Here is a 21,889-nt window from a genome sequence, read left to right as displayed (position 1 = left end):
GGGCGGTCCCGTCCCGCTCTCCGGTGCCGGGAATCCGCCGGGGTTCGGGCCGTACGCGGGGCAGGCGCCGGGTGGCGCGTACCCGGGACAGGTGACCGCCCCCGGCGGCGGGTGGCCGGCCGCGCAGGGCGCGCCGGGCGGCGGCTGGGGTCCGGTGCCTCCGGCGGTCGGTGCCCGGCCGGGTCCGCCGCCGCCGCCGCGCGAGGCGGTCCGGCCGCCGAAGCGCGTCGACGCGGTCCCGGGCACCCCGTTCGGCGTGGTCCACCTGGACGTGCCCCCGGTGACCTCGGGGCTCGCCATCGGGTCGCTGGTCACCGGGATCGCCTCGATCCTGGTCTCGCTGCTGGTCTTCTGTTTCGGGATCGCCGGCCCCGACTACGGCGGTGCCTGGGCCGCCGGCGCCTTCGCCGTGCTGGGCGGCATCGCCGGGACCGCCGCGATCGTGGCGGGCCTGCTCTCCCGCCGTCAGATCCGTCGGCCGGCGCCCCCACCGGCGGTGCGCTTCGCCGGTCGGGGGCTGGCGGTGGCGGGGCTCAGTTGCGGGGGAGTGGGGCTGCTGCTGAGCCTGCTCGGGCTCGGCGTGGCTCTGGTGGTGCAGATCACCTGACCGGCCGGCGCGGCGCGGGACGCGGGTGAGCAGGTGGGACGACCGTGACCGGCGGTCCGGCACCTGGGCGGAACCGGGGCCGCGCGGTCGGGCGGCGGGCGAGCCGGTACACTGGTCTCCGTAGGTGCCCGTCATGGGCGGGCAGGTCGACACGGTGGGTCGGTGGGCTGCACGGCAGTTCTCCCGGACCGCTCCGTTTTGACCTGCGCGGCTGTGGTAGGTACTCTTTCCCCTTGTGCCCGGGCCAGCCCGGGCAATGCGTGCGTGCGCTGGAGCCGGTGATCCGGTGATCGCGTGACGACACCACCAAAGCCCAAGATCCGGCGCTGGGAACGCTCTGTGCCGGTGACAGAAACCCGGTACGGCGCGCGAGCGACGGCATCGGGACCGTGATCCGGGCGACACGCCCGACCGCGGGTGCTGGGGTCTCCGTCAGGTGGCCCTGGTTGGAATGTAGGAGAGCCGTCCATCACGGGCGGCTGACGAGCAGACGGCGCGGTCGCCTCGCAGCGGCCGAAGGGAGCGGAGAAACCCGGTGCCCACCATTCAGCAGCTGGTCCGAAAGGGCCGCCAGGCCAAGACGACCAAGACCAAGACCCCGGCGCTGAAGGGGTCCCCCCAGCGCCGCGGCGTGTGCACCCGCGTGTACACCACCACCCCGAAGAAGCCGAACTCGGCGCTGCGCAAGGTCGCTCGTGTCAAGCTCAGCAGCCAGATCGAGGTGACCGCGTACATCCCGGGTGTGGGCCACAACCTGCAGGAGCACTCGATCGTGCTCGTCCGCGGTGGCCGGGTGAAGGACCTCCCCGGCGTGCGGTACAAGATCGTCCGCGGCTCGCTGGACACCCAGGGCGTCCGCAACCGCAAGCAGGCTCGCAGCCGTTACGGCGCGAAGAAGGAGAAGAGCTGACATGCCGCGTAAGGGACCCGCTCCGCGGCGGCCGCTGGTCGCTGACCCGGTGTACAACTCGCCGCTGGTCACCCAGCTGGTGAACAAGATCCTCCTGCGCGGCAAGCGCCAGCTCGCCGAGAGCATCGTGTACGCGGCGCTCGAGGGCTGCCGGGAGAAGTCCGGCACCGACCCCGTCGTCACCCTCAAGCGGGCGATGGACAACGTGAAGCCGACCCTCGAGGTCCGCAGCCGTCGTGTCGGTGGCGCCACCTACCAGGTTCCGGTCGAGGTCCGGCCGTCCCGTGCGACCACGCTGGGTCTGCGCTGGCTGGTGACCTACTCCCGGGCCCGCCGTGAGAAGACCATGGTCGAGCGGCTGATGAACGAGCTGCTGGACGCGAGCAACGGCCTCGGTGCCGCCGTCAAGCGGCGCGAGGACACGCACAAGATGGCCGAGTCGAACAAGGCCTTCGCGCACTACCGCTGGTAACACCTGAGGTTCCGGCGTCCCACCGGGCGCCGGAACCGCCACCAGTTGTGTCGAGACGACGATAAGTAGGGATTGAAGTGGCCGCCGCAGACGCGCTCGCCAACGTACGCAACATCGGCATCATGGCGCACATCGATGCCGGTAAGACCACGACCACCGAGCGGATCCTGTTCTACACCGGTATCACGTACAAGATCGGTGAGGTCCACGAGGGCGCTGCCGTCATGGACTGGATGGAGCAGGAGCAGGAGCGTGGTATCACCATCACCTCCGCTGCTACCAAGTGTGAGTGGAAGGGCCACACGATCCAGATCATCGACACGCCCGGTCACGTCGACTTCACGGTCGAGGTCGAGCGGTCGCTGCGGGTGCTGGACGGTGCGGTCGCGGTCTACGACGGCGTCGCCGGCGTGGAGCCGCAGACGGAGAACGTCTGGCGCCAGGCGGACAAGTACCACGTCCCGCGGATGTGCTTCGTCAACAAGCTCGACCGCACCGGCGCGGACTTCTTCCGCTGCGTGCAGATGATGATCGACCGGCTCAACGCCACCCCGCTGGTGCTCCAGATCCCGATCGGGCTCGAGGGCGACCACATCGGTGTCGTCGACCTGGTCAACATGCGCGCCCTCACCTGGCGCGGGGAGACCCAGAAGGGTGAGGACTACGCGATCGAGGAGATTCCGGCCGACCTGGTCGACTCCGCGAACGAGTGGCGCGAGAAGCTGATGGAGACCCTGGCCGACGTCGACGACGCGGTGATGGAGAAGTACCTGGAGGGCGAGGAGATCTCCGTCGAGGAGATCAAGGCCGCCATCCGGCGCGCCACCATCGCCAGCAAGGCCAACCCGGTGCTCTGCGGCTCGGCGTTCAAGAACAAGGGCGTGCAGCCCATGCTCGACGCCGTGATCGACTACCTCCCGTCGCCGCTGGACGTCCCGGCCATCGAGGGCACCGCGACCGACGGCGAGACGCCGATGCAGCGGAAGCCGTCGAAGTCGGAGCCGTTCTCGGGTCTCGCCTTCAAGATCCAGACCGACAAGCACCTCGGCAAGCTCACCTACGTCCGGGTCTACTCCGGCGTGGTCGAGACCGGTACCCAGGTGGTCAACTCCACCAAGGACCGCAAGGAGCGCATCGGCAAGATCTACCAGATGCACGCCAACAAGCGGGAAGAGCGCGGCTCGGCCCAGGCCGGCGACATCATCGCGGTGCAGGGTCTGAAGCAGACCACCACCGGTGACACCCTCTGCGACCCGGCGAACCCGGTCATCCTCGAGTCGATGACCTTCCCGGAGCCGGTCATCGAGGTGGCCATCGAGCCGAAGACCAAGGCCGACCAGGAGAAGCTCAGCACCGCCATCCAGCGGCTCGCCGAGGAGGACCCGACCTTCCGGGTCAAGCTCGACGACCAGACCGGTCAGACGGTCATCTCCGGCATGGGCGAGCTGCACCTGGACATCCTGGTCGACCGGATGCGCCGCGAGTTCAACGTCGAGGCGAACATCGGTAAGCCGCAGGTGGCGTACCGCGAGACCATCCGCCGCACGGTGGAGAAGGTCGAGTACACCCACAAGAAGCAGACCGGTGGTTCGGGTCAGTACGCCCGCGTCATCATCAGCGTGGAGCCGCTGCCCCTGGGCAACGACGCGCCGACCTACGAGTTCGCGAACGCCGTCACCGGTGGTCGTATCCCCCGGGAGTTCATCCCGTCGGTGGACGCCGGCGCCCAGGACGCGATGCAGTACGGCATCCTCGCCGGCTTCCCGCTGGTGGGTGTCAAGCTGACCCTGGTGGACGGCCAGTACCACGAGGTCGACTCGTCCGAAATGGCGTTCAAGATCGCCGGCTCGATGGCGATGAAGGAGGCGGCCCGCAAGGCCGACCCCGCGCTGCTCGAGCCGATGATGGCTGTTGAGGTCACCACTCCTGAGGAGAACATGGGTGACGTCATCGGCGACCTCAACTCCCGTCGCGGCATCATCCAGGCGATGGAGGAGCGCAGTGGCGCTCGCGTCGTCCGGGCCCTGGTGCCGCTGTCGGAGATGTTCGGCTACGTCGGCGACCTGCGGTCGAAGACCCAGGGCCGGGCTAGCTACAGCATGCAGTTCGACTCCTACGCCGAGGTTCCGGCCTCGGTGGCCAAGGAGATCATCGCCAAGGCGACGGGTGAGTGACGCTCGCCCTGAGCTGATCCGATGAGTCGGGGACGGTCGCGGGAGGGGATCTCCCGCCCGCGGCCACCTCGGTCGGGTTGTATGAATCCGGGCCTGTAGGCTTCATCGCCGCAGAACCCACCAAGGCTCTCCGGCCGTCAGGCCGGAAAGGCTGTCGACAGAGTCCTAAGCGCCGCACCTGGCGTACCGGGGCGAACGAACCAAGAAGTCCACAGGAGGACACCAGTGGCGAAGGCGAAGTTCGAGCGGACTAAGCCGCACGTCAACATCGGCACCATTGGTCACATCGACCACGGTAAGACGACGCTGACGGCGGCCATCACCAAGGTCCTGCACGACGAGTTCCCGGAGCTCAACCCGTACACCCCGTTCGACGAGATCGACAAGGCGCCGGAGGAGAAGGCCCGCGGCATCACGATCTCGATCGCGCACGTCGAGTACCAGACCGCCAACCGGCACTACGCTCACGTGGACTGCCCGGGTCACGCGGACTACATCAAGAACATGATCACCGGTGCCGCCCAGATGGACGGCGCGATCCTGGTGGTCGCCGCGACCGACGGCCCGATGCCGCAGACCCGCGAGCACGTGCTGCTGGCCCGCCAGGTCGGCGTGCCGTACATCGTCGTGGCGCTCAACAAGAGCGACATGGTCGACGACGAGGAGCTCCTGGAGCTCGTCGAGCTCGAGGTCCGTGAGCTGCTCTCCTCGCAGGAGTACCCGGGCGACGACCTGCCGGTCGTGCGCGTCTCGGCGCTGAAGGCCCTCGAGGGTGACCCCGAGTGGACCGCCAAGCTGCTGGACCTGATGAACGCGGTCGACACCGCGATCCCGCAGCCGGAGCGCGAGACCGAGAAGCCGTTCCTCATGCCGATCGAGGACGTCTTCACGATCACCGGTCGTGGCACCGTCGTCACCGGTCGCGCCGAGCGCGGCATCCTCAAGCCGAACGAGGAGGTGGAGATCGTCGGCATCCGCGAGAAGTCGATGAAGACCACCTGCACCGGCATCGAGATGTTCCGCAAGCTGCTCGACGAGGCCCGCGCGGGTGAGAACGTCGGTCTGCTGCTGCGCGGCATCAAGCGCGAGGACGTCGAGCGCGGCATGGTGGTCGTCAAGCCGGGCACCACGACCCCGCACACGGAGTTCGAGGCGACGGTCTACATCCTCTCCAAGGAGGAGGGTGGCCGCCACACCCCGTTCTTCCAGAACTACCGCCCGCAGTTCTACTTCCGGACCACGGACGTCACCGGCGTCGTCACGCTGCCCGAGGGCACCGAGATGGTCATGCCGGGCGACAACACCACCATGTCGGTGAAGCTGATCCAGCCCATCGCCATGGAGGAGAACCTGAAGTTCGCGATCCGCGAGGGTGGTCGTACGGTCGGCGCGGGTCGCGTCACCAAGATCAACAAGTGAGCTAGGTAACCCCGATTAGCATTGCCGCGCGGCAGTACGGCATACTGGTCAGGTTGCGTAACGACGGTTAGTCGCCTGCGTCCGGTGCGAGCTGGACCTCCGGGAGACCAACAGTCGCGCGTTGGGTGGTTGATCGCCACTGGCGGTCAACCACCCTCGCACGGCGTCCAGGTCGCGGTATCGCGGCCGGCGTCATGACCCACCGCGTGGTCAGCGAATCGCTCCGGAGTCCCGGGGCGGAGCCTGGCCCACGGGCGCGACACGCCCGACCGCGGGGGTCGGCGGAAGTGGGCCTGTGCCAGCCGGTACAGGCGCCCGCAACACAGCGGCATCGAGAGAAGGAACAGAAGCCACCATGGCGGGACAGAAGATCCGCATCCGGCTCAAGGCCTATGACCACGAGGTCGTCGACTCCTCGGCTCGGAAGATCGTCGAGACGGTGACGCGTACCGGGGCGCAGGTCGCTGGCCCGGTGCCGCTGCCCACGGAGATCAACCGTTTCTGCGTTATCCGCTCGCCGCACAAGTACAAGGACTCGCGCGAGCACTTCGAGATGCGCACGCACAAGCGTCTGATCGACATCATCGACCCGACCCCGAAGACGGTCGACTCGCTCATGCGCCTCGACCTGCCGGCTGGCGTCGACATCGAGATCAAGCTGTAGGGACCGGACAAATGGACAGGCAAGTCAAGGGGATCCTGGGCGCAAAGCTCGGCATGACCCAGGTCTGGGACAACAACAAGGTTGTTCCCGTGACCGTGGTTCAGGCCGGCCCCTGCGTCATCAGCCAGGTTCGTAGCGCCGAGAAGGACGGTTACTCCGCGGTCCAGCTGGCGTACGGCACGATCGACCCGCGTAAGGTCAAGAAGCCGGTCAGCGGGCACTTCGCGAAGGCGGACGTCGCTCCGCGCCGGCACATCGTCGAGCTGCGCACGGCGAACGCGGCGGACTACTCGCTGGGCCAGGAGGTCACGGTCGAGGAGTTCCCGGCCGGCGTGACCATCGACGTCACCGGCAAGACCAAGGGCAAGGGCTACGCCGGCCCGATGAAGCGGCACGGCTTCCACGGTCTGCGCGCCAGCCACGGTGTGGAGCGCAAGCACCGCTCGCCGGGCTCCATCGGCGCCTGCGCGACCCCGGGTCGCGTCTTCAAGGGCACCCGGATGGCGGGTCGGATGGGTGGCGTGCGCTACACCGTCCAGAACCTGACGGTCCAGGCGATCGACACCGAGAACAACCTCCTGCTCGTCCGTGGTGCCATCCCCGGCCCCAAGGGCGCGCTGGTCCTGGTCCGTACCGCGGCCAAGACCAAGGTGAAGAAGGGCGGTGCGGCCAAGTGACCACCGTTGACGTCCGCAACGTCGAGGGCGGCAAGAGCGGCTCGGTCGAGCTGCCCGCCGACATCTTCGACGTGCAGGCCAACATCGCGCTGATGCACCAGGTCGTGGTGGCTCAGCTGGCGGCGGCCCGACAGGGCACGCACAAGGCCAAGACCCGCGGCGAGGTCTCCGGTGGAGGCAAGAAGCCGTACAAGCAGAAGGGCACCGGTCGTGCCCGCCAGGGCTCGACCCGCGCACCGCAGTTCGCCGGCGGTGGCGTGGTCCACGGCCCGGTGCCGCGCGACTACAGCCAGCGGACCCCGAAGAAGATGAAGGCCGCCGCCCTGCGTGGCGCCCTCTCCGACCGGGCCCGCGCCGGCCAGGTGCACGTCGTCGAGGCCTTCGTCTCGGGCGAGAAGCCGTCGACCAAGGCCGCCCTGGCCACGCTGACGAAGCTGACCGAGGCGCGGCGCGTCCTGGTCGTGCTGAGCAGCGTCGACGAGCTGAACTGGGTGTCGCTGCGCAACGAGCCGCGGGTGCACCTGATCGAGGCCGGCCAGCTCAACACGTACGACGTGCTGGTGGCCGACGACGTGGTCTTCACCAAGGAGGCCCTGGACGAGTTCCTGGGCGTTCCCGCCGAGACCACCGAGGAGGGTGGCAAGTGAGCACGATCGCCGATCCGCGCGACATCATCGTCGCGCCGGTCGTCTCGGAGAAGAGCTACAGCGAGCTGAACCGCAACTGGTACACCTTCCTGGTGCACCCGGACGCCAACAAGACCGAGATCAAGATCGCTATCCAGCAGATCTTCAACGTCCGCGTCCTGTCGGTCAACACGCTCAACCGCGAGGGCAAGCGCAAGCGCACCAAGACCGGCTTCGGTCAGCGCAAGGCCACCAAGCGGGCGATCGTGAAGCTGGCTGACGGTGACCGTATCGAGGCCTTCGGCGGCCCGGTCAGCTGAGGGGTGTAGACAATGGCTATCCGTAAGTACAAGCCGACGACGCCGGGCCGGCGTGGCTCCAGCGTCGCCGACTTCGCCGAGATCACTCGGTCCACGCCCGAGAAGTCGCTGCTTGCTCCGCTGCCGAAGAAGGGCGGACGCAACGCCCACGGCCGGATCACCACGCGGCACCACGGTGGCGGTCACAAGCGCCAGTACCGTCTGATCGACTTCAAGCGGGTCGACAAGGACGGCGTGCCGGCGAAGGTCGCCCACATCGAGTACGACCCGAACCGCACCGCGCGCATCGCACTGCTGCACTACGCCGACGGCGAGAAGCGCTACATCATCGCGCCGAAGGACCTGAAGCAGGGCGACCGCGTCGAGTCCGGCCCGGGCGCCGACATCAAGCCGGGTAACAACCTGCCGCTGCGCAACATCCCGGTCGGTACCACCATCCACAACGTGGAGCTGCGTCCGGGCGGCGGCGCCAAGCTGGCCCGTTCGGCCGGCGTCGGCATCCAGCTGCTCGGCCGTGAGGGCGCGTACGCGACCCTGCGCATGCCGTCCGGTGAGATCCGGCGGGTGGACGTGCGCTGCCGCGCCAGCATCGGCGAGATCGGCAACGCCGACCAGTCGAACATCAACTGGGGCAAGGCCGGCCGGATGCGGTGGAAGGGCAAGCGCCCGACCGTCCGTGGTGTCGCCATGAACCCGGTCGACCACCCGCACGGTGGTGGTGAGGGTAAGACCTCCGGTGGTCGCCACCCGGTCAACCCGCAGGGTAAGCCCGAGGGCCGCACCCGTCGTAAGGGCCAGCCGAGCGACCGGCTGATCGTCCGCCGCCGCTACGCCACGCGTAAGCGCGGCTGAGGGAGATAAGACATGCCTCGCAGCCTGAAGAAGGGCCCGTTCGTCGACGACCACCTGCTCAAGAAGGTGGAGACGCAGAACGACAAGGGCTCGAAGAACGTCATCAAGACCTGGTCGCGGCGCTCGACGATCATCCCGGAGATGCTGGGTCACACGATCGCCGTGCACGACGGACGCAAGCACGTCCCGGTCTTCGTGACCGAGGCCATGGTCGGGCACAAGCTCGGCGAGTTCGCGCTGACCCGCACGTTCAAGGGTCACGAGAAGGACGACCGGAAGAGCCGCCGGCGCTGACGCCGCGGGCATACGGATAGAGGAACAAGGGGTTACAGCGATGCCAGGAAAGGGCGACGCTCCGGTGCTTCCGGGCGCGCGGGCGGTTGCGCGGCACGTGCGCATCTCGCCGATGAAGGCGCGCCGGGTGGTCAACCTCGTCCGCGGCCTGCCCGCGAAGGAGGCGCTCACGGTGCTGCAGTTCGCGCCGCAGGCTGCGAGCGAGCAGGTGTACAAGGTGCTCGCGAGCGCGATCGCCAACGCGGAGAACAACGAGCGGCTGGACCCCGACGCGCTGCTCGTCAGCGAGGCGTTCGTCGACGAGGGCCCGACCATGAAGCGGTTCCGGCCGCGGGCGCAGGGTCGCGCGTACCGGATCCGCAAGCGGACCTGCCACATCACCGTGGCGGTCGAGGCGGTGGCGCCGGCCGCGGCGAAGAAGTCGGCGAAGAAGGCGGCTCCGGCCAAGCAGGCCGAGCCCGCTGAGTCGCAGAGCACGACGGAGGGTGCCGAGTAATGGGTCAGAAGGTTCACCCCACTGGGTTCCGGCTCGGCATCTCGACCGACTGGAAGTCCCGCTGGTTCGCGGACAAGCTCTACAAGGACTACATCGGCGAGGACGTCAAGATCCGCCGGATGATGTCCAAGGGCCTCGAGCGTGCCGGCATCTCCAAGGTCGACATCGAGCGCACCCGCGACCGGGTCCGCGTGGACATCCACACCGCCCGGCCGGGCATCGTCATCGGCCGCAAGGGTGCGGAGGCCGACCGGATCCGCGGCGAGCTGGAGAAGCTCACCGGCAAGCAGGTCCAGCTGAACATCATCGAGGTGAAGAGCCCCGAGTCGGACGCGCAGCTGGTCGCCCAGGGCGTCGCCGAGCAGCTCTCCAGCCGGGTCAGCTTCCGTCGGGCGATGCGCAAGGCGATGCAGTCCGCGATGAAGAACCCGGTCTGCAAGGGCATCCGGGTGCAGGTCTCGGGTCGTCTGGGCGGCGCCGAGATGAGCCGGACCGAGTTCTACCGCGAGGGTCGGGTTCCGCTGCACACGCTGCGGGCCAACATCGAGTACGGCTTCTTCGAGGCCCGTACCACCTTCGGCCGGATCGGCGTGAAGGTCTGGATCTACAAGGGCGACGCCGTCCCGGGCCGCGAGGCGCCGGCCGAGGCCGCCCCGTCGCGCGGCCCGCGCCGCGACCGTGGCGACCGGCCGGACCGGCCGCGCCGTGGCCGCTCGGGCTCGTCGGGTACGACCGCCGGTGGCACCGAGGCCGGCCGCGCTGCCGCGACCACCATCGCGCAGCAGGCGGAGACGCCGGCCGGTGAGCCGGTCGACGCCGGAGCCGTGGCCGCGGCCGCGACCCAGCCGGCAGAAACGCAGCAGGAGGGCTGACAGATGCTGATGCCGCGCAAGCCCCCGAAGGGCTTCCGCAAGCCGCACCACCCGGACCGCCACGGCGCGTCCAAGGGTGGTAACCGGGTGGTGTTCGGCGAGTTCGGGATCCAGGCTCTCGAGCCGGCGTACGTGACGAACCGCCAGATCGAGTCGGCGCGTATCGCGATGACCCGCCACATCAAGCGTGGTGGCAAGGTCTGGATCACGATCTTCCCGGACCAGGCCCTCACCAAGAAGCCGGCGGAAACCCGGATGGGTTCCGGTAAGGGCTCGCCCGAGTGGTGGGTCGCGAACGTCAAGCCGGGGCGGGTTCTCTTCGAGATGTCCTTCCCCAACGAGCAGATCGCGCGAGAGGCGATGCGTCGCGCGATCCACAAGCTCCCGATGAAGTGCCGCATTGTTACGCGCGAAGTGGGTGAATCCTGATGGCAGCGGGCGTCAAGCCTTCCGAGCTGCGTGAGCTCTCCGAGGAGGAGCTGGTCACGAAGCTGCGCGAGGCCAAGGCGGAGCTGTTCAACCTCCGCGTGCAGGCCGCCACCGGTCAGCTGGACAACAACCGGCGGCTGCAGGTCATCCGTCGGGAGATCGCCCGGATCTACACGATCATGCGTGAGCGCGAGCTGGGTCTCTCGGCCGCGCCGACTGAGGTGACTGCATCATGAGCGAGAACACCACCGCCACCGCGCGGGCCCGCCGCAAGGTGCGTGAGGGCCTCGTGGTCAGCGACAAGATGGAAAAGACCGTCGTGGTCGAGGTCGAGGACCGGGTCAAGCACGCGCTGTACGGCAAGATCATGCGCCGTACCAGCAAGCTGAAGGTCCACGACGAGCAGAACGCTGCCGGCATCGGTGACCGGGTCCTGATCATGGAGACCCGGCCGCTGTCCGCCACCAAGCGTTGGCGGCTCGTGGAGATCCTCGAGAAGGCCAAGTAGCGAAGGCTCGAGCTCGGCCGGATTCGGTCGGGCGCAGGTTCCGCCAGGCTCCGGCCGCCCTCGCGGGCGGCCGGAGAACCGGCAGACATAGGAGATAGACGTGATTCAGCAGGAGTCGCGACTGCGCGTCGCCGACAACACGGGTGCCCGGGAGATCCTGTGCATCCGGGTTCTCGGTGGCTCCGGTCGGCGCTACGCGAGCATCGGCGACGTCATCGTGGCCACCGTCAAGGACGCGATCCCGGGTGCCGGTGTCAAGAAGGGCGACGTCGTCAAGGCCGTCGTCGTTCGCACCGCCAAGGAGAAGCGGCGGCCGGACGGTTCGTACATCCGCTTCGACGAGAACGCCGCCGTCATCATCAAGGACGGCGGGGACCCGCGCGGTACCCGTATCTTCGGCCCGGTGGGTCGTGAGCTGCGGGACAAGCGGTTCATGAAGATCATTTCCCTCGCGCCGGAGGTGTTGTGACCGTGAAGGTCAAGAAGGGCGACACGGTCATCGTCATCGCCGGCAAGGACAAGGGTGCCAAGGGCAAGGTCATCGCGTCCTACCCGCGGCAGGACAAGGTCCTCGTCGAAGGCGTGAACCGGGTCAAGAAGCACACCCGCATCAGCACCACTCAGCGTGGCGCCAAGACCGGTGGCATCGTCACCCAGGAGGCCCCGATCCACGTCTCGAACGTGATGGTCCTGGACTCCGACGGCAAGCCGACCCGCGTCGGTTACCGGATCGACGACAACGGCCAGAAGGTCCGCATCGCGCGTAGCACCGGTAAGGACCTGTGATGACCACGGCTACCGAAACCAAGACCATGCCGCGCCTCAAGGAGCGGTACCGCAACGAGATCGTGGCCAAGCTGCAGGAGCAGCACAGCTACGGCAACCCCATGCAGGTGCCGCGGCTGGTCAAGATCGTCGTCAACATGGGTGTCGGCGAGGCCGCCCGGGACGCCAAGCTGATCGACGGCGCGGTGCGTGACCTGGCCACCATCACCGGCCAGAAGCCGCAGGTGCGGCGCGCCACCAAGTCCATCGCGCAGTTCAAGCTCCGCGAGGGCATGCCGATCGGCGCGAAGGTCACCCTGCGCGGCGACCGGATGTGGGAGTTCCTGGACCGGCTGCTCTCCATCGCGCTGCCGCGTATCCGCGACTTCCGCGGCCTGGACGGGCGCAAGCTCGACGGGCACGGCAACTACACGTTCGGTCTGACCGAGCAGTCGGTGTTCCACGAGATCGACCAGGACAAGATCGATCGCCAGCGGGGCATGGACATCACGGTGGTCACGACCGCCACGACCGACGACGAGGGCCGGGCGCTGCTCAAGCTCCTGGGCTTCCCGTTCAAGGAGAACTGAGATGGCCAAGAAGGCGCTGATCCTCAAGGCGGCCGCGAAGCCGAAGTTCTCGGTTCGCGCGTACACCCGCTGCCAGCGGTGCGGGCGTCCGAAGGCGGTCTACCGCAAGTTCGGTCTCTGCCGGGTGTGCATCCGGGAGATGGCCCACCGCGGTGAGCTGCCCGGCGTGTCCAAGGCTTCCTGGTAATAGCCCGGCGCGCTCAGCGCGTCAGCTGAACTGTCTCTTCGCCGTAGGCCCCGGGCCTGGCCCGGGGAACCCCGGCGAGAAAGGTTGACGAATTTCATGACGATGACCGACCCGATCGCAGACATGCTCACGCGTCTGCGTAACGCCAACCAGGCGTACCACGACCGGGTGACGATGCCCTACTCGAAGATCAAGGCGAACATCGCCGAGGTCCTCAAGGCCGAGGGTTACATCGCCACCTGGTCGGTCGAGGAGCCCGAGGAGGGCGCCGTCGGCAAGCGACTGGTCGTCGAGCTGAAGTACGGCCAGAACCGGGAGCGGAGCCTGGCCGGCATCAAGCGCGTGTCCAAGCCCGGTCTGCGGGTTTACGCCAAGTCGGACGGGCTCCCGCGGGTGCTCGGCGGGCTGGGCGTGGCGATCATTTCGACGTCCCAGGGGCTGCTCACCGACCGGCAGGCCCGCAAGCGGAGCGTTGGCGGGGAAGTCCTCGCCTTCGTCTGGTAACGGGAGACAGGTAGAAATGTCGCGTATTGGACGTAAGTCGATCCCGGTACCTTCCGGCGTCGACATCACGATCGACGGCCAGACCGTCAAGGTCAAGGGCCCCAAGGGCGAGCTGTCCCACGTCCTCGCCGAGCCGATCACGGCGGAGCGGGCCGAGGACGGCCAGCTGCACGTCAACCGGCCGAACGACGAGCGCAAGGCCAAGGAGCTGCACGGCCTGAGCCGTACGCTGGTGGCCAACATGATCGTCGGGGTGACCGAGGGCTACCGCAAGAGCCTCGAGATCGCCGGTACCGGTTACCGCGTCACCGCCAAGGGCAAGGACCTGGAGTTCGCGCTCGGGTTCTCGCACCCGGTGCTGGTGCCCGCCCCGGACGGCATCACCTTCACGGTGGAGAAGCCGACCCTGTTCCACGTGGCCGGCATCGACAAGCAGCAGGTGGGCGAGGTCGCCGCCAACATCCGGAAGATCCGCCCGCCGGAGCCCTACAAGGGCAAGGGCGTCAAGTACCAGGGCGAGGTCATCCGCCGCAAGGCTGGAAAGGCAGGTAAGAAGTGAGCGCCACGCTGCTCAAGCGCCGCCGCGGCGTCGCGGCCAAGCGCGCCGTCGGGCGTGCGCGCCGGCACTTCCGGGTCCGCAAGAACGTCAGCGGCACCACCGAGCGTCCCCGCCTGGTCGTCACCCGCTCCCTGCGGCACGTGGTCGCCCAGATCGTGGACGACACCAAGGGTCACACCCTGGCGTCGGCCTCGACCATGGACGCCTCGCTGCGCGGCGCCGAGGGCGACAAGAGCGCCCTGGCCGGCAAGGTCGGCGCCCTGCTCGCCGAGCGGGCCAAGGCCGCCGGCGTCTCGAAGGTCGTCTTCGACCGCGGTGGCAACCGGTACGCGGGGCGGGTCGCCGCGCTTGCCGACGCCGCCCGCGAAGCCGGGCTCGAGTTCTAGAAACCCCGTCACGAGAGAGAAGGAAGGCTGCTGATGCCAGGTCAACAGCGCCGTGGCGGCGGGTCCGGTGGCAACGAGGGTGGTCGCCGCGACAACCGCCGTGAGGGCGGCCGCGGAAACGCGCCCGTCGAGAAGACCCCGCACCTCGAGCGGGTCGTCGCGATCAACCGCGTCGCCAAGGTCGTGAAGGGTGGTCGTCGCTTCAGCTTCACCGCCCTGGTGATCGTGGGCGACGGCGACGGCACCGTCGGTGTGGGCTACGGAAAGGCCAAGGAGGTGCCCGCGGCGATCGCCAAGGGTGTCGAGGAGGCCAAGAAGCACTTCTTCAAGGTGCCGCGTATCGGCGCCTCGATCCCGCACCCGGTGACGGGTGAGGACGCGGCCGGTGTGGTGCTGCTCAAGCCGGCCTCGGCCGGTACGGGTGTCATCGCCGGTGGCCCGGTGCGTGCCGTGCTGGAGTGCGCGGGCATCCACGACGTGCTCTCCAAGAGCCTCGGCTCGTCCAACCCGATCAACATCGTGCACGCCACGGTGGCGGCCCTGAAGGGGCTCGAGTCCCCCGAGGCGGTCGCGGCCCGTCGTGGTCTGCCGGTCGAGGACGTCGCGCCGGCCGCCATGCTGGCGTCGCGGGCGGGGGTGGCGTCCTGATGGCACGCCTGAAGGTCACCCAGGTCCGGTCCGAGATCGGGACCAAGAAGAACCAGCGTGACTCGCTGCGTTCCCTCGGTCTCAAGCGGATCAACGACGTGGTGGTCAAGGAGGACCGGCCGGAGATCCGCGGCATGATCTTCACGGTCAACCACCTCGTGAAGGTCGAGGAGGTCGAGTAATGACGATCAAGGTGCACCACCTGCGCCCGGCTCCCGGGGCCAAGACCGACAAGACCCGCGTGGGTCGCGGTGAGGGCTCGAAGGGCAAGACCGCCGGTCGCGGTACCAAGGGTTCCAAGGCCCGCAAGAACATCTCGGCGGCGTTCGAGGGTGGGCAGATGCCCCTCCACATGCGCCTGCCGAAGATGAAGGGCTTCAAGAACAAGTTCAAGGTCGTCTTCCAGGTGGTCAACCTGGACCGGCTCGCCGAGCTGTTCCCGAACGGCGGCGAGATCGGCCCGCAGGAGCTGGTCGAGGCCGGCGCGGTCCGCAAGGGCCAGCCGGTCAAGGTCCTCGGCACCGGCGACCTCGGCGGCGTGTCCCTCCAGGTGTCGGCGCACGCGTTCAGCGCGTCGGCCAAGGAGAAGATCACCGCCGCCGGTGGCTCGGTCACCGAGCTGTAAGGCAGGACGTCGTGGCGCCCGTTCAGTTGTCCGCAACTGGGCGGGCGCCATGGTCTACCTGGCGCGTGTGCGCCAAGTAACATCGGATTCGGTTTATGTAGCCGGGCGCATCTGCCCGGACCGGGGTCGGACTGTTAGAGTCCCATCCCAGCCATGGATATCGGGCACTCGCCCGGCACCCACCCCGCCCCGCCAGGGATCACACACCGGCGGCCCGCGTCGCGCAGGAGGAAGAAGTTGCTGTCCGCCTTTCTCAGTGCGTTCCGTACGCCTGACCTGCGCAAGAAGCTGCTGTTCACAGTAGGCATCATTGCGGTCTACCGGCTCGGCGCCACGCTGCCCAGCCCGGGCGTCTCGTACGGCAACGTGCAGAAGTGCCTCGACACCCTCCAGGGCGGCAGCACCGGCGTGCTGAACCTGCTGGACCTGTTCTCGGGTGGTGCGCTCCTCCAGCTCTCGGTCTTCGCGCTCGGCATCATGCCGTACATCACCGCGTCGATCATCCTGCAGCTGCTGACGGTGGTCATCCCGCGCCTCGAGCAGCTCCGCAAGGAGGGCCAGGCCGGCCAGGCGAAGATCACCCAGTACACCCGGTACCTGACCCTGGGCCTGGGCATCCTCCAGTCCTCGGCGTTCGTGGCCCTGGCCCGCTCCGGGCAGCTCTTCAACAATCAGTGCGACCAGTTCCCGATCGTGCCCAAGGGCACCGGCATCCCGGACTGGCTGACGCTGACGATCCTGGTCATGACGATGACCGCCGGTACCGGCGTGGTGATGTGGCTCGGCGAGCTGATCACCGACCGCGGCGTCGGCAACGGCATGTCCGTGCTGATCTTCACCTCGATCGCGGCCCGGCTCCCCAGCGAGGGCTGGAAGATCAAGACCACCAAGGGCTGGGGGATGTTCTTCCTCGTCATCGCCCTGGTCCTGCTGGTCATCACCGCGGTCACCTTCATCGAGCAGGCGCAGCGCCGGATCCCGGTGCAGTACGCGAAGCGCATGATCGGCCGGCGGATGTACGGCGGCACCTCGACCTACATCCCGCTGAAGGTCAACCAGGCCGGCGTCATCCCGGTCATCTTCGCCTCGTCGCTGCTCTACCTGCCGCAGCTCATCCTTCAGTTCTTCGACCAGAACAACCCGGGTAAGACCCAGGCCTGGATCCAGAACCACATCGTGAAGGCGAGCGCGCCGGAGCACATCGCGATCTACTTCCTGCTGATCATCTTCTTCACGTACTTCTACGTGTCGATCACGTTCAACCCGACCGAGGTCGCGGACAACATGAAGAAGTACGGCGGCTTCGTGCCGGGCATCCGTCCCGGCAAGCCGACCGCCGAGTACCTGGACTTCATCCTCAGCCGGATCACCCTGCCGGGCGCGCTCTACCTGGGCATCATCGCGATCCTGCCGAACTTCTTCTTCATCTGGCTGGACAATCAGCAGTTCCAGAACTTCCCGTTCGGCGGCACCGCTGTGCTCATCATGGTCGGCGTCGGTCTGGAGACCGTGAAGCAGATCGAGAGCCAACTCATGCAGCGGAACTACGAAGGGTTCCTGCGGTAGATGCGACTCGTTCTGGTTGGCCCGCCGGGCGCGGGCAAGGGCACACAGGCGGAGTTCATCGCCGCCCACCTCTCGGTGCCGAAGATCTCGACCGGTGACATCTTCCGGGCCAACGTCACCCAGGGCACGCCGCTGGGTGTCGAGGCCAAGCGGTACATGGACGCCGGCAAGTTGGTCCCGGACGACGTCACCATCAACATGGTGCGGGACCGGCTCGCCGAGCCGGACGCCGGCGAGGGCTTCCTCCTCGACGGGTTCCCGCGTACCACCCCGCAGGCCGCCGAGCTGGACAAGCTCCTCGCCGACCTGGGCACCGCCCTGGACCTGGTGCTGGAGCTGGTCGTCGACGACGACGAGGTGATCCGGCGGCTCTCCGGGCGGCGTACCTGCCGGGGCTGCGGGAAGATCTGGCACGTCGAGTTCGACGCGACCACCCGCGAGGGCATCTGCGACCGGTGCGGCGCCGAGCTGTTCCAGCGCGACGACGACAAGCCGGAGACCATCGCGGCCCGGCTGCGGGAGTACGCCGAGAAGACCGCGCCGCTGGTCGACTACTACGGCGCCCAGGGCAAGCTCGTCGGCATCGACGCGACCGGGCCGGTGGAGGACGTCACCGTCCGCGCCATCGACGCCCTCCGCTCGTACGGCGGCTGACGGACCGCCGGCGATCCGGCGGATAGAGTGCGAACAGCGGGGTACGTGCGACGTACCCCGCTGTTCCGCGCGACGAAAGGGAACGCCTCCATGCGCCGTCCCCAGCTGGACATCCAGCTGAAGACCCCCGAGCAGATCGAGCTGATGCGGGCCGCCGGTCTGGTGGTCGCCCGTGCGCTGCGACGGATGCGGGAGGCGGTCGCCCCCGGGGTGAGCACCGCCGACCTGGACGCGATCGCCGAGTCCACCATCCGCGAGGCCGGCGCGGTCCCGTCCTTCAAGGGCTACCACGGCTTCCCGGCGTCGATCTGCTCCTCGGTCAACGAGCAGGTGGTGCACGCGATCCCGTCGGCACAGCAGGTGCTGCGCGAGGGTGACCTGATCTCGATCGACTGCGGTGCGGTGCTGAACGGCTGGCACGGCGACGCCGCGATCACCGTCGGCGTCGGCGAGGTCGACCCGGCCCTGCTGAAGATGGCCGCGGTGGCCGAGGACGCGATGTGGGCCGGGATCGCGGCCGCCGCCCGGGGCGCGGCCGGCGGCAAGGGCCGGCTCACCGACATCTCGTACGCGGTGGAGACCGCGGTCCGCAGGGGCGGCCGCTACGGCATCGTCGACGGGTACGGCGGGCACGGCATCGGCACCGAGATGCACCAGGACCCGCACGTGCTCAACCACGGGCGTCCGGGCAAGGGCCCCCGACTGGTGCCGGGCATGGCGCTCGCCATCGAGCCGATGATCACCATGGGTTCGCCCCGTACGGTGGAACTCTCCGACGGCTGGACGGTGGTGACCCGGGACCGGTCGATGGCGGTGCACGTCGAGCACTCGATGGCGCTGCTGGAGGACGGGGTGTGGGTGCTGACGGCCGAGGACGGCGGTCGGGCCCGCCTCGGGGACCTGGTCACCGCGCGGCAGCCGGCGGACTCCCCGGCCCGCTGACGGGCGGTTCTGCCGACCCGCCCAGCGGGGACGTACGGCGTCTGCGGGTCCGGAGGACTCAGGACGGGCGCGGCCGGACATCGTGGCCCGGAGGGGCGCATCCTGGCCCCGGGTGGCACAGCGGTGGCATCCTTGCCCTCATGGACGGGGAGCGCGGGATGCGGGCGGCCGACGCCGACCGGGAGGCCACGGCGGAACGGCTCCGGGTGGCGCTGAACGAGGGCCGGCTCGACCTGCACGAGTACGACGAGCGGTTGGCCCGGGCGTACGGCGCCAAGACCTACGCCGACCTGGACGAGGTGCTCACGGACCTGCCGGGACCCAGGCCCGCGCAGCGGTCGGCCGTGGCGCCGGCGCCGCCTCCGGTGGCCGTGCCGCCGCCGGCGCCGGCGGGCGCGGTGCCGCCGGTCGTCGCGGACGGCTCGTCCGGGCTGCGCGAGCTGTGGATGCCGTGGCTGCGGGTGGCCGGGCTGCTGGTGCCGATCTGGCTGCTGATCTCCATCGGCTCCCGGAGCGTCGCCGGCTTCTGGCCGGCCTGGGTGCTCGGGCCGTGGGGCGCGCTGCTGCTGATGCAGTCGGTCGGGCTGATCGACCGGACGCACCGCCGGGACCGGCGGGACCGGCGGCGGCGACGTGGCCACTGAGCTGCGGAAGCTGTGGCCGTGGTCACAGTGGGCGGGCCGGCGGGGGTCGTTTCCTCCGGCCGGGTGACGCCACGGGTGGCCGGTTTGGCGGCGGGCCGTCGACGGGCGTACACTTTCAGATCGGCGCACAGCGTCCACTCCGGCATGCCCACCCGCGCTTCGGTGGGAGTCGGAGCCGCGGCTGGCGCGGGTTGCTGATCATGATCGGCTGACCCGTGTAAGACGTTGTGGGCCGTCCGGAGCAACCGACGTCAGGACAGCGGAGGACATGCCGAAAAAAGACGGAGCCATCGAGATCGAGGGTCGGGTCATCGAGCCCCTGCCGAACGCCATGTTCCGGGTGGAGCTCGCGAACGGTCACAAGGTGCTGGCTCACATCAGCGGCAAGATGCGGCAGCACTACATCCGCATCCTGCCGGAGGACCGGGTCGTCGTCGAACTCTCGCCGTACGACCTGACCCGCGGGCGCATCGTCTACCGCTACAAGTAAGCCTGACGGCGGCCGGGACGTCCCCGTGTCCGTCTTCGACGTCCGGAGTCGCGCTCAACCGCGTCCCCGGGCCAGATGGGAAGTAAGGCAACCGTGAAGGTCAAGCCGAGCGTCAAGAGGATCTGCAACAAGTGCCGGGTTATCCGCCGGCACGGCCGGGTCATGGTCATCTGCTCCGACCCGCGCCACAAGCAGCGCCAGGGCTGAACCAGTCCCACCGGTCGTGACGGCCGGTCGGATCGGTCCGGGCCGCAGATCCCGACAACACATCACCAGCTCGTCCCAGCCGCGAGCGGTACGCAGCGCGTACTCCCTCGTGGTTGACCCCCGGTCGGAGGCCGGGGCCCGCTCGGGCACGACCGCCCCACGTCGCCGGCGCGCAACGCGTCGGAAGGACGGGACGGTCGGTAGCGGGGTGGGACGGGTCCACACCTCCGCCACAACATCACGAGGAGTTCGCCCGCACATGGCACGTCTAGCCGGCGTTGATCTCCCCCGCGACAAGCGGATGGAGATCGCGCTCACCTACATCTTCGGGGTCGGCCGTACCCGCGCCCTGGAGACGCTCGCCGCCACCGGCATCTCGCCGGACAAGCGCGCTCGGGACCTCACGGATGAGGAGCTGGTCCAGCTCCGCAACCACATCGAGGGCAACTACAAGGTTGAGGGTGACCTGCGCCGCGAGGTCGCCGCTGACATCCGCCGCAAGGTCGAGATCGGCTGCTACGCCGGTATCCGGCACCGCCGTGGTCTGCCCGTGCGTGGTCAGCGCACCAAGACCAACGCGCGTACCCGGAAGGGCCCGAAGCGGACCGTGGCCGGCAAGAAGAAGCCCGGCAAGAAGTAACTAGGAGCGCACAGACTTATGCCACCGAAGGCTCGTGCCGGAGCCGCTGTCAAGAAGGTCCGGCGCAAGGAACGCAAGAACGTCGCCCACGGGCAGGCGCACATCAAGAGCACCTTCAACAACACCATCGTGTCCATCACGGACCCGACCGGTGCGGTCATCTCCTGGGCCTCGTCCGGCCAGGTGGGCTTCAAGGGCTCCCGCAAGTCGACCCCGTTCGCCGCGCAGCTCGCCGCCGAGGCCGCCGCGCGTCGGGCGATGGAGCACGGCATGCGCAAGGTCGACGTGTTCGTCAAGGGCCCCGGCTCCGGCCGGGAGACCGCCATCCGTTCGCTGCAGGCCGCCGGCCTCGAGGTCGGGCAGATCTCCGACGTCACGCCGCAGCCGCACAACGGGTGCCGTCCGCCGAAGCGTCGCCGGGTCTGAGAGGTTAGAGAGAGATGGCTCGTTACACCGGTGCTGACTGCCGCCGTTGCCGGCGGGAGAAGATGAAGCTGTTCCTCAAGGGCAGCAAGTGCGATGGTCCGAAGTGCCCGTTCGAGTCCCGGCCGTTCCCGCCCGGGCAGCACGGCCGCGGCCGCACCAAGGAGACGGAGTACCTGCTCCAGCTCCGTGAGAAGCAGAAGGCCCGTCGTGTCTACGGCGTGCTGGAGAAGCAGTTCCGCGGCTACTACGAAGAGGCCGTGGGCAAGAAGGCCAAGACCGGTGAGGTCCTCCTTCAGATCCTCGAGTCGCGGCTCGACAACGTGGTCTACCGGGCCGGCTACGCCAAGTCCCGGGACATGGCCCGTCAGCTGGTCAAGCACGGTCACTTCACGGTGAACGGCAAGAAGGTCGACATCCCGTCGTACCGCGTCAAGGAGCACGACATCATCGAGGTCCGGGGCAAGAGCAAGGAGCTCACCCCGTTCATCGTCGCGCAGGCCGAGGCCGGCTCCAAGACCGTTCCGGCGTGGCTCGAGGCCATCCCCAGCCAGATGAAGGTCCTCGTGCACTCGCTCCCGGCCCGCCAGGTGATCGACACCCAGGTCCAGGAGCAGTTGATCGTCGAGCTCTACTCCAAGTAAGGGCTCCTTGCGGTGGCCCGTCCTCCGGGGCGGGCCACCGGAACAGTTGTGTCGTGGGCGTCAAATAGCGGGCGCCCCGGAAGAGAAGAGAAAAG

35 protein-coding genes are annotated in these 21,889 nt (G+C 68.5%); all 35 read left to right on the top strand.

Translation table 11 applies throughout. The annotated features are described in order from the left end of the window. The first annotated feature begins 256 nt into the window (after positions 1-256). A complete protein-coding gene (locus GA0070611_RS19145; protein ID WP_167604503.1) occupies positions 257-607 on the top strand; it encodes a hypothetical protein in 351 nt (116 codons plus the stop codon). Positions 608-1,142: 535 nt separating this feature from the next. Beyond that, positions 1,143-1,517 (top strand): 30S ribosomal protein S12, encoded by a 375-nt coding sequence (gene rpsL / locus GA0070611_RS19140; RefSeq protein WP_007465318.1) that lies wholly within the window; start codon positions 1,143-1,145, stop codon positions 1,515-1,517. A gap of 1 nt (position 1,518) precedes the next feature. Beyond that, positions 1,519-1,989, top strand: coding sequence for a 30S ribosomal protein S7 (rpsG, locus tag GA0070611_RS19135; protein ID WP_091666217.1), 471 nt, complete (start codon positions 1,519-1,521; stop codon positions 1,987-1,989). Between the two features lie 77 nt (positions 1,990-2,066). Further along, positions 2,067-4,163, top strand: coding sequence for an elongation factor G (gene fusA, locus GA0070611_RS19130; RefSeq protein WP_091666214.1), 2,097 nt, complete (start codon positions 2,067-2,069; stop codon positions 4,161-4,163). Between the two features lie 225 nt (positions 4,164-4,388). Then, complete coding sequence (tuf, locus tag GA0070611_RS19125) at positions 4,389-5,582, top strand: elongation factor Tu (RefSeq protein WP_091666211.1); 1,194 nt, start codon at positions 4,389-4,391, stop codon at positions 5,580-5,582. 355 nt (positions 5,583-5,937) lie between these two features. Continuing rightward, the gene (rpsJ, locus tag GA0070611_RS19120; RefSeq protein WP_007073037.1) at positions 5,938-6,246 is read left to right on the top strand and encodes a 30S ribosomal protein S10; all 309 of its coding nucleotides are present in this window, start codon (positions 5,938-5,940) and stop codon (positions 6,244-6,246) included. Positions 6,247-6,257: 11 nt separating this feature from the next. Further along, positions 6,258-6,923, top strand: coding sequence for a 50S ribosomal protein L3 (rplC, locus tag GA0070611_RS19115; protein WP_091666209.1), 666 nt, complete (start codon positions 6,258-6,260; stop codon positions 6,921-6,923). Continuing rightward, positions 6,920-7,570 carry a 50S ribosomal protein L4 gene (rplD, locus tag GA0070611_RS19110; protein WP_091666206.1) on the top strand — a complete coding sequence of 217 codons (651 nt, stop codon included), beginning with the start codon at positions 6,920-6,922 and terminating at the stop codon, positions 7,568-7,570. The genes rplC and rplD overlap by 4 nt, the downstream gene beginning before the upstream one ends. After that, on the top strand, positions 7,567-7,869 hold the full coding sequence (gene rplW, locus GA0070611_RS19105) for a 50S ribosomal protein L23 (protein WP_091666204.1): 303 nt from the start codon (positions 7,567-7,569) through the stop codon (positions 7,867-7,869). The genes rplD and rplW overlap by 4 nt, the downstream gene beginning before the upstream one ends. A 12-nt stretch (positions 7,870-7,881) precedes the next feature. Next, on the top strand, positions 7,882-8,721 hold the full coding sequence (gene rplB, locus GA0070611_RS19100) for a 50S ribosomal protein L2 (RefSeq protein WP_013288631.1): 840 nt from the start codon (positions 7,882-7,884) through the stop codon (positions 8,719-8,721). A 12-nt stretch (positions 8,722-8,733) separates the two neighbouring features. Then, positions 8,734-9,015 carry a 30S ribosomal protein S19 gene (gene rpsS, locus GA0070611_RS19095; protein ID WP_007073032.1) on the top strand — a complete coding sequence of 94 codons (282 nt, stop codon included), beginning with the start codon at positions 8,734-8,736 and terminating at the stop codon, positions 9,013-9,015. A 40-nt stretch (positions 9,016-9,055) separates the two neighbouring features. Then, positions 9,056-9,511 carry a 50S ribosomal protein L22 gene (gene rplV, locus GA0070611_RS19090; RefSeq protein ID WP_091666201.1) on the top strand — a complete coding sequence of 152 codons (456 nt, stop codon included), beginning with the start codon at positions 9,056-9,058 and terminating at the stop codon, positions 9,509-9,511. Beyond that, positions 9,511-10,383 carry a 30S ribosomal protein S3 gene (gene rpsC, locus GA0070611_RS19085; RefSeq protein ID WP_091666199.1) on the top strand — a complete coding sequence of 291 codons (873 nt, stop codon included), beginning with the start codon at positions 9,511-9,513 and terminating at the stop codon, positions 10,381-10,383. Before rplV ends, rpsC begins: the two co-directional genes overlap by 1 nt. A gap of 3 nt (positions 10,384-10,386) precedes the next feature. Then, entirely contained in the window at positions 10,387-10,812 is a 426-nt protein-coding gene (gene rplP / locus GA0070611_RS19080) for a 50S ribosomal protein L16 (RefSeq protein WP_073834927.1), read from the top strand. Continuing rightward, entirely contained in the window at positions 10,812-11,048 is a 237-nt protein-coding gene (gene rpmC / locus GA0070611_RS19075) for a 50S ribosomal protein L29 (RefSeq protein ID WP_013288628.1), read from the top strand. The genes rplP and rpmC overlap by 1 nt, the downstream gene beginning before the upstream one ends. Further along, positions 11,045-11,320, top strand: a complete 276-nt coding sequence (rpsQ, locus tag GA0070611_RS19070) for a 30S ribosomal protein S17 (protein ID WP_091666197.1) — start codon at positions 11,045-11,047, stop codon at positions 11,318-11,320. Before rpmC ends, rpsQ begins: the two co-directional genes overlap by 4 nt. 100 nt (positions 11,321-11,420) lie before the next feature. Next, on the top strand, positions 11,421-11,789 hold the full coding sequence (gene rplN, locus GA0070611_RS19065) for a 50S ribosomal protein L14 (RefSeq protein ID WP_007073026.1): 369 nt from the start codon (positions 11,421-11,423) through the stop codon (positions 11,787-11,789). After that, positions 11,786-12,106: a 50S ribosomal protein L24 gene (gene rplX / locus GA0070611_RS19060; protein WP_197087816.1), complete on the top strand. Its 321-nt coding sequence runs from the start codon at positions 11,786-11,788 to the stop codon at positions 12,104-12,106. Before rplN ends, rplX begins: the two co-directional genes overlap by 4 nt. Beyond that, positions 12,106-12,675, top strand: coding sequence for a 50S ribosomal protein L5 (gene rplE / locus GA0070611_RS19055; protein ID WP_007073024.1), 570 nt, complete (start codon positions 12,106-12,108; stop codon positions 12,673-12,675). The genes rplX and rplE overlap by 1 nt, the downstream gene beginning before the upstream one ends. Position 12,676: 1 nt before the next feature. Then, positions 12,677-12,862, top strand: a complete 186-nt coding sequence (locus tag GA0070611_RS19050) for a type Z 30S ribosomal protein S14 (RefSeq protein ID WP_007073023.1) — start codon at positions 12,677-12,679, stop codon at positions 12,860-12,862. A 96-nt stretch (positions 12,863-12,958) separates the two neighbouring features. Continuing rightward, positions 12,959-13,366 carry a 30S ribosomal protein S8 gene (rpsH, locus tag GA0070611_RS19045; RefSeq protein ID WP_013288624.1) on the top strand — a complete coding sequence of 136 codons (408 nt, stop codon included), beginning with the start codon at positions 12,959-12,961 and terminating at the stop codon, positions 13,364-13,366. Positions 13,367-13,382: 16 nt separating this feature from the next. Next, on the top strand, positions 13,383-13,925 hold the full coding sequence (gene rplF, locus GA0070611_RS19040) for a 50S ribosomal protein L6 (RefSeq protein WP_091666195.1): 543 nt from the start codon (positions 13,383-13,385) through the stop codon (positions 13,923-13,925). After that, positions 13,922-14,311, top strand: a complete 390-nt coding sequence (rplR, locus tag GA0070611_RS19035; protein ID WP_091666193.1) for a 50S ribosomal protein L18 — start codon at positions 13,922-13,924, stop codon at positions 14,309-14,311. The genes rplF and rplR overlap by 4 nt, the downstream gene beginning before the upstream one ends. A 33-nt stretch (positions 14,312-14,344) precedes the next feature. Next, positions 14,345-14,959 (top strand): 30S ribosomal protein S5, encoded by a 615-nt coding sequence (rpsE, locus tag GA0070611_RS19030; RefSeq protein WP_091444013.1) that lies wholly within the window; start codon positions 14,345-14,347, stop codon positions 14,957-14,959. Further along, entirely contained in the window at positions 14,959-15,141 is a 183-nt protein-coding gene (gene rpmD / locus GA0070611_RS19025; RefSeq protein ID WP_013473693.1) for a 50S ribosomal protein L30, read from the top strand. The genes rpsE and rpmD overlap by 1 nt, the downstream gene beginning before the upstream one ends. Further along, positions 15,141-15,584, top strand: coding sequence for a 50S ribosomal protein L15 (rplO, locus tag GA0070611_RS19020; protein ID WP_091666191.1), 444 nt, complete (start codon positions 15,141-15,143; stop codon positions 15,582-15,584). The genes rpmD and rplO overlap by 1 nt, the downstream gene beginning before the upstream one ends. 237 nt (positions 15,585-15,821) lie before the next feature. Continuing rightward, positions 15,822-17,150 (top strand): preprotein translocase subunit SecY, encoded by a 1,329-nt coding sequence (gene secY / locus GA0070611_RS19015; RefSeq protein ID WP_091666188.1) that lies wholly within the window; start codon positions 15,822-15,824, stop codon positions 17,148-17,150. Next, positions 17,151-17,804 carry an adenylate kinase gene (locus GA0070611_RS19010; RefSeq protein WP_091666187.1) on the top strand — a complete coding sequence of 218 codons (654 nt, stop codon included), beginning with the start codon at positions 17,151-17,153 and terminating at the stop codon, positions 17,802-17,804. A 90-nt stretch (positions 17,805-17,894) separates the two neighbouring features. After that, on the top strand, positions 17,895-18,746 hold the full coding sequence (gene map / locus GA0070611_RS19005; protein WP_091666186.1) for a type I methionyl aminopeptidase: 852 nt from the start codon (positions 17,895-17,897) through the stop codon (positions 18,744-18,746). Between the two features lie 140 nt (positions 18,747-18,886). Continuing rightward, positions 18,887-19,390 carry a DUF1707 SHOCT-like domain-containing protein gene (locus GA0070611_RS19000; protein WP_231921161.1) on the top strand — a complete coding sequence of 168 codons (504 nt, stop codon included), beginning with the start codon at positions 18,887-18,889 and terminating at the stop codon, positions 19,388-19,390. A gap of 268 nt (positions 19,391-19,658) precedes the next feature. Next, positions 19,659-19,880, top strand: coding sequence for a translation initiation factor IF-1 (gene infA, locus GA0070611_RS18995; RefSeq protein WP_007073013.1), 222 nt, complete (start codon positions 19,659-19,661; stop codon positions 19,878-19,880). A gap of 93 nt (positions 19,881-19,973) precedes the next feature. Further along, positions 19,974-20,087, top strand: a complete 114-nt coding sequence (gene rpmJ, locus GA0070611_RS18990) for a 50S ribosomal protein L36 (RefSeq protein ID WP_043965539.1) — start codon at positions 19,974-19,976, stop codon at positions 20,085-20,087. Positions 20,088-20,346: 259 nt separating this feature from the next. Then, a complete protein-coding gene (gene rpsM / locus GA0070611_RS18985) occupies positions 20,347-20,727 on the top strand; it encodes a 30S ribosomal protein S13 (RefSeq protein WP_091666181.1) in 381 nt (126 codons plus the stop codon). An 18-nt stretch (positions 20,728-20,745) separates the two neighbouring features. Next, the gene (gene rpsK, locus GA0070611_RS18980; protein WP_014440747.1) at positions 20,746-21,153 is read left to right on the top strand and encodes a 30S ribosomal protein S11; all 408 of its coding nucleotides are present in this window, start codon (positions 20,746-20,748) and stop codon (positions 21,151-21,153) included. 14 nt (positions 21,154-21,167) lie between these two features. Continuing rightward, positions 21,168-21,794: a 30S ribosomal protein S4 gene (gene rpsD / locus GA0070611_RS18975; RefSeq protein ID WP_091290324.1), complete on the top strand. Its 627-nt coding sequence runs from the start codon at positions 21,168-21,170 to the stop codon at positions 21,792-21,794. The last annotated feature ends 95 nt before the right edge of the window (positions 21,795-21,889 follow it).

Origin of the sequence: Micromonospora auratinigra (assembly GCF_900089595.1) — a bacterium.
Taxonomy (GTDB): Bacteria; Actinomycetota; Actinomycetes; order Mycobacteriales; family Micromonosporaceae; genus Micromonospora; species Micromonospora auratinigra.
The sequence above is the reverse complement of the archived record's forward strand: the minus strand, read 5'-3'. Positions and strand labels throughout refer to the sequence as shown.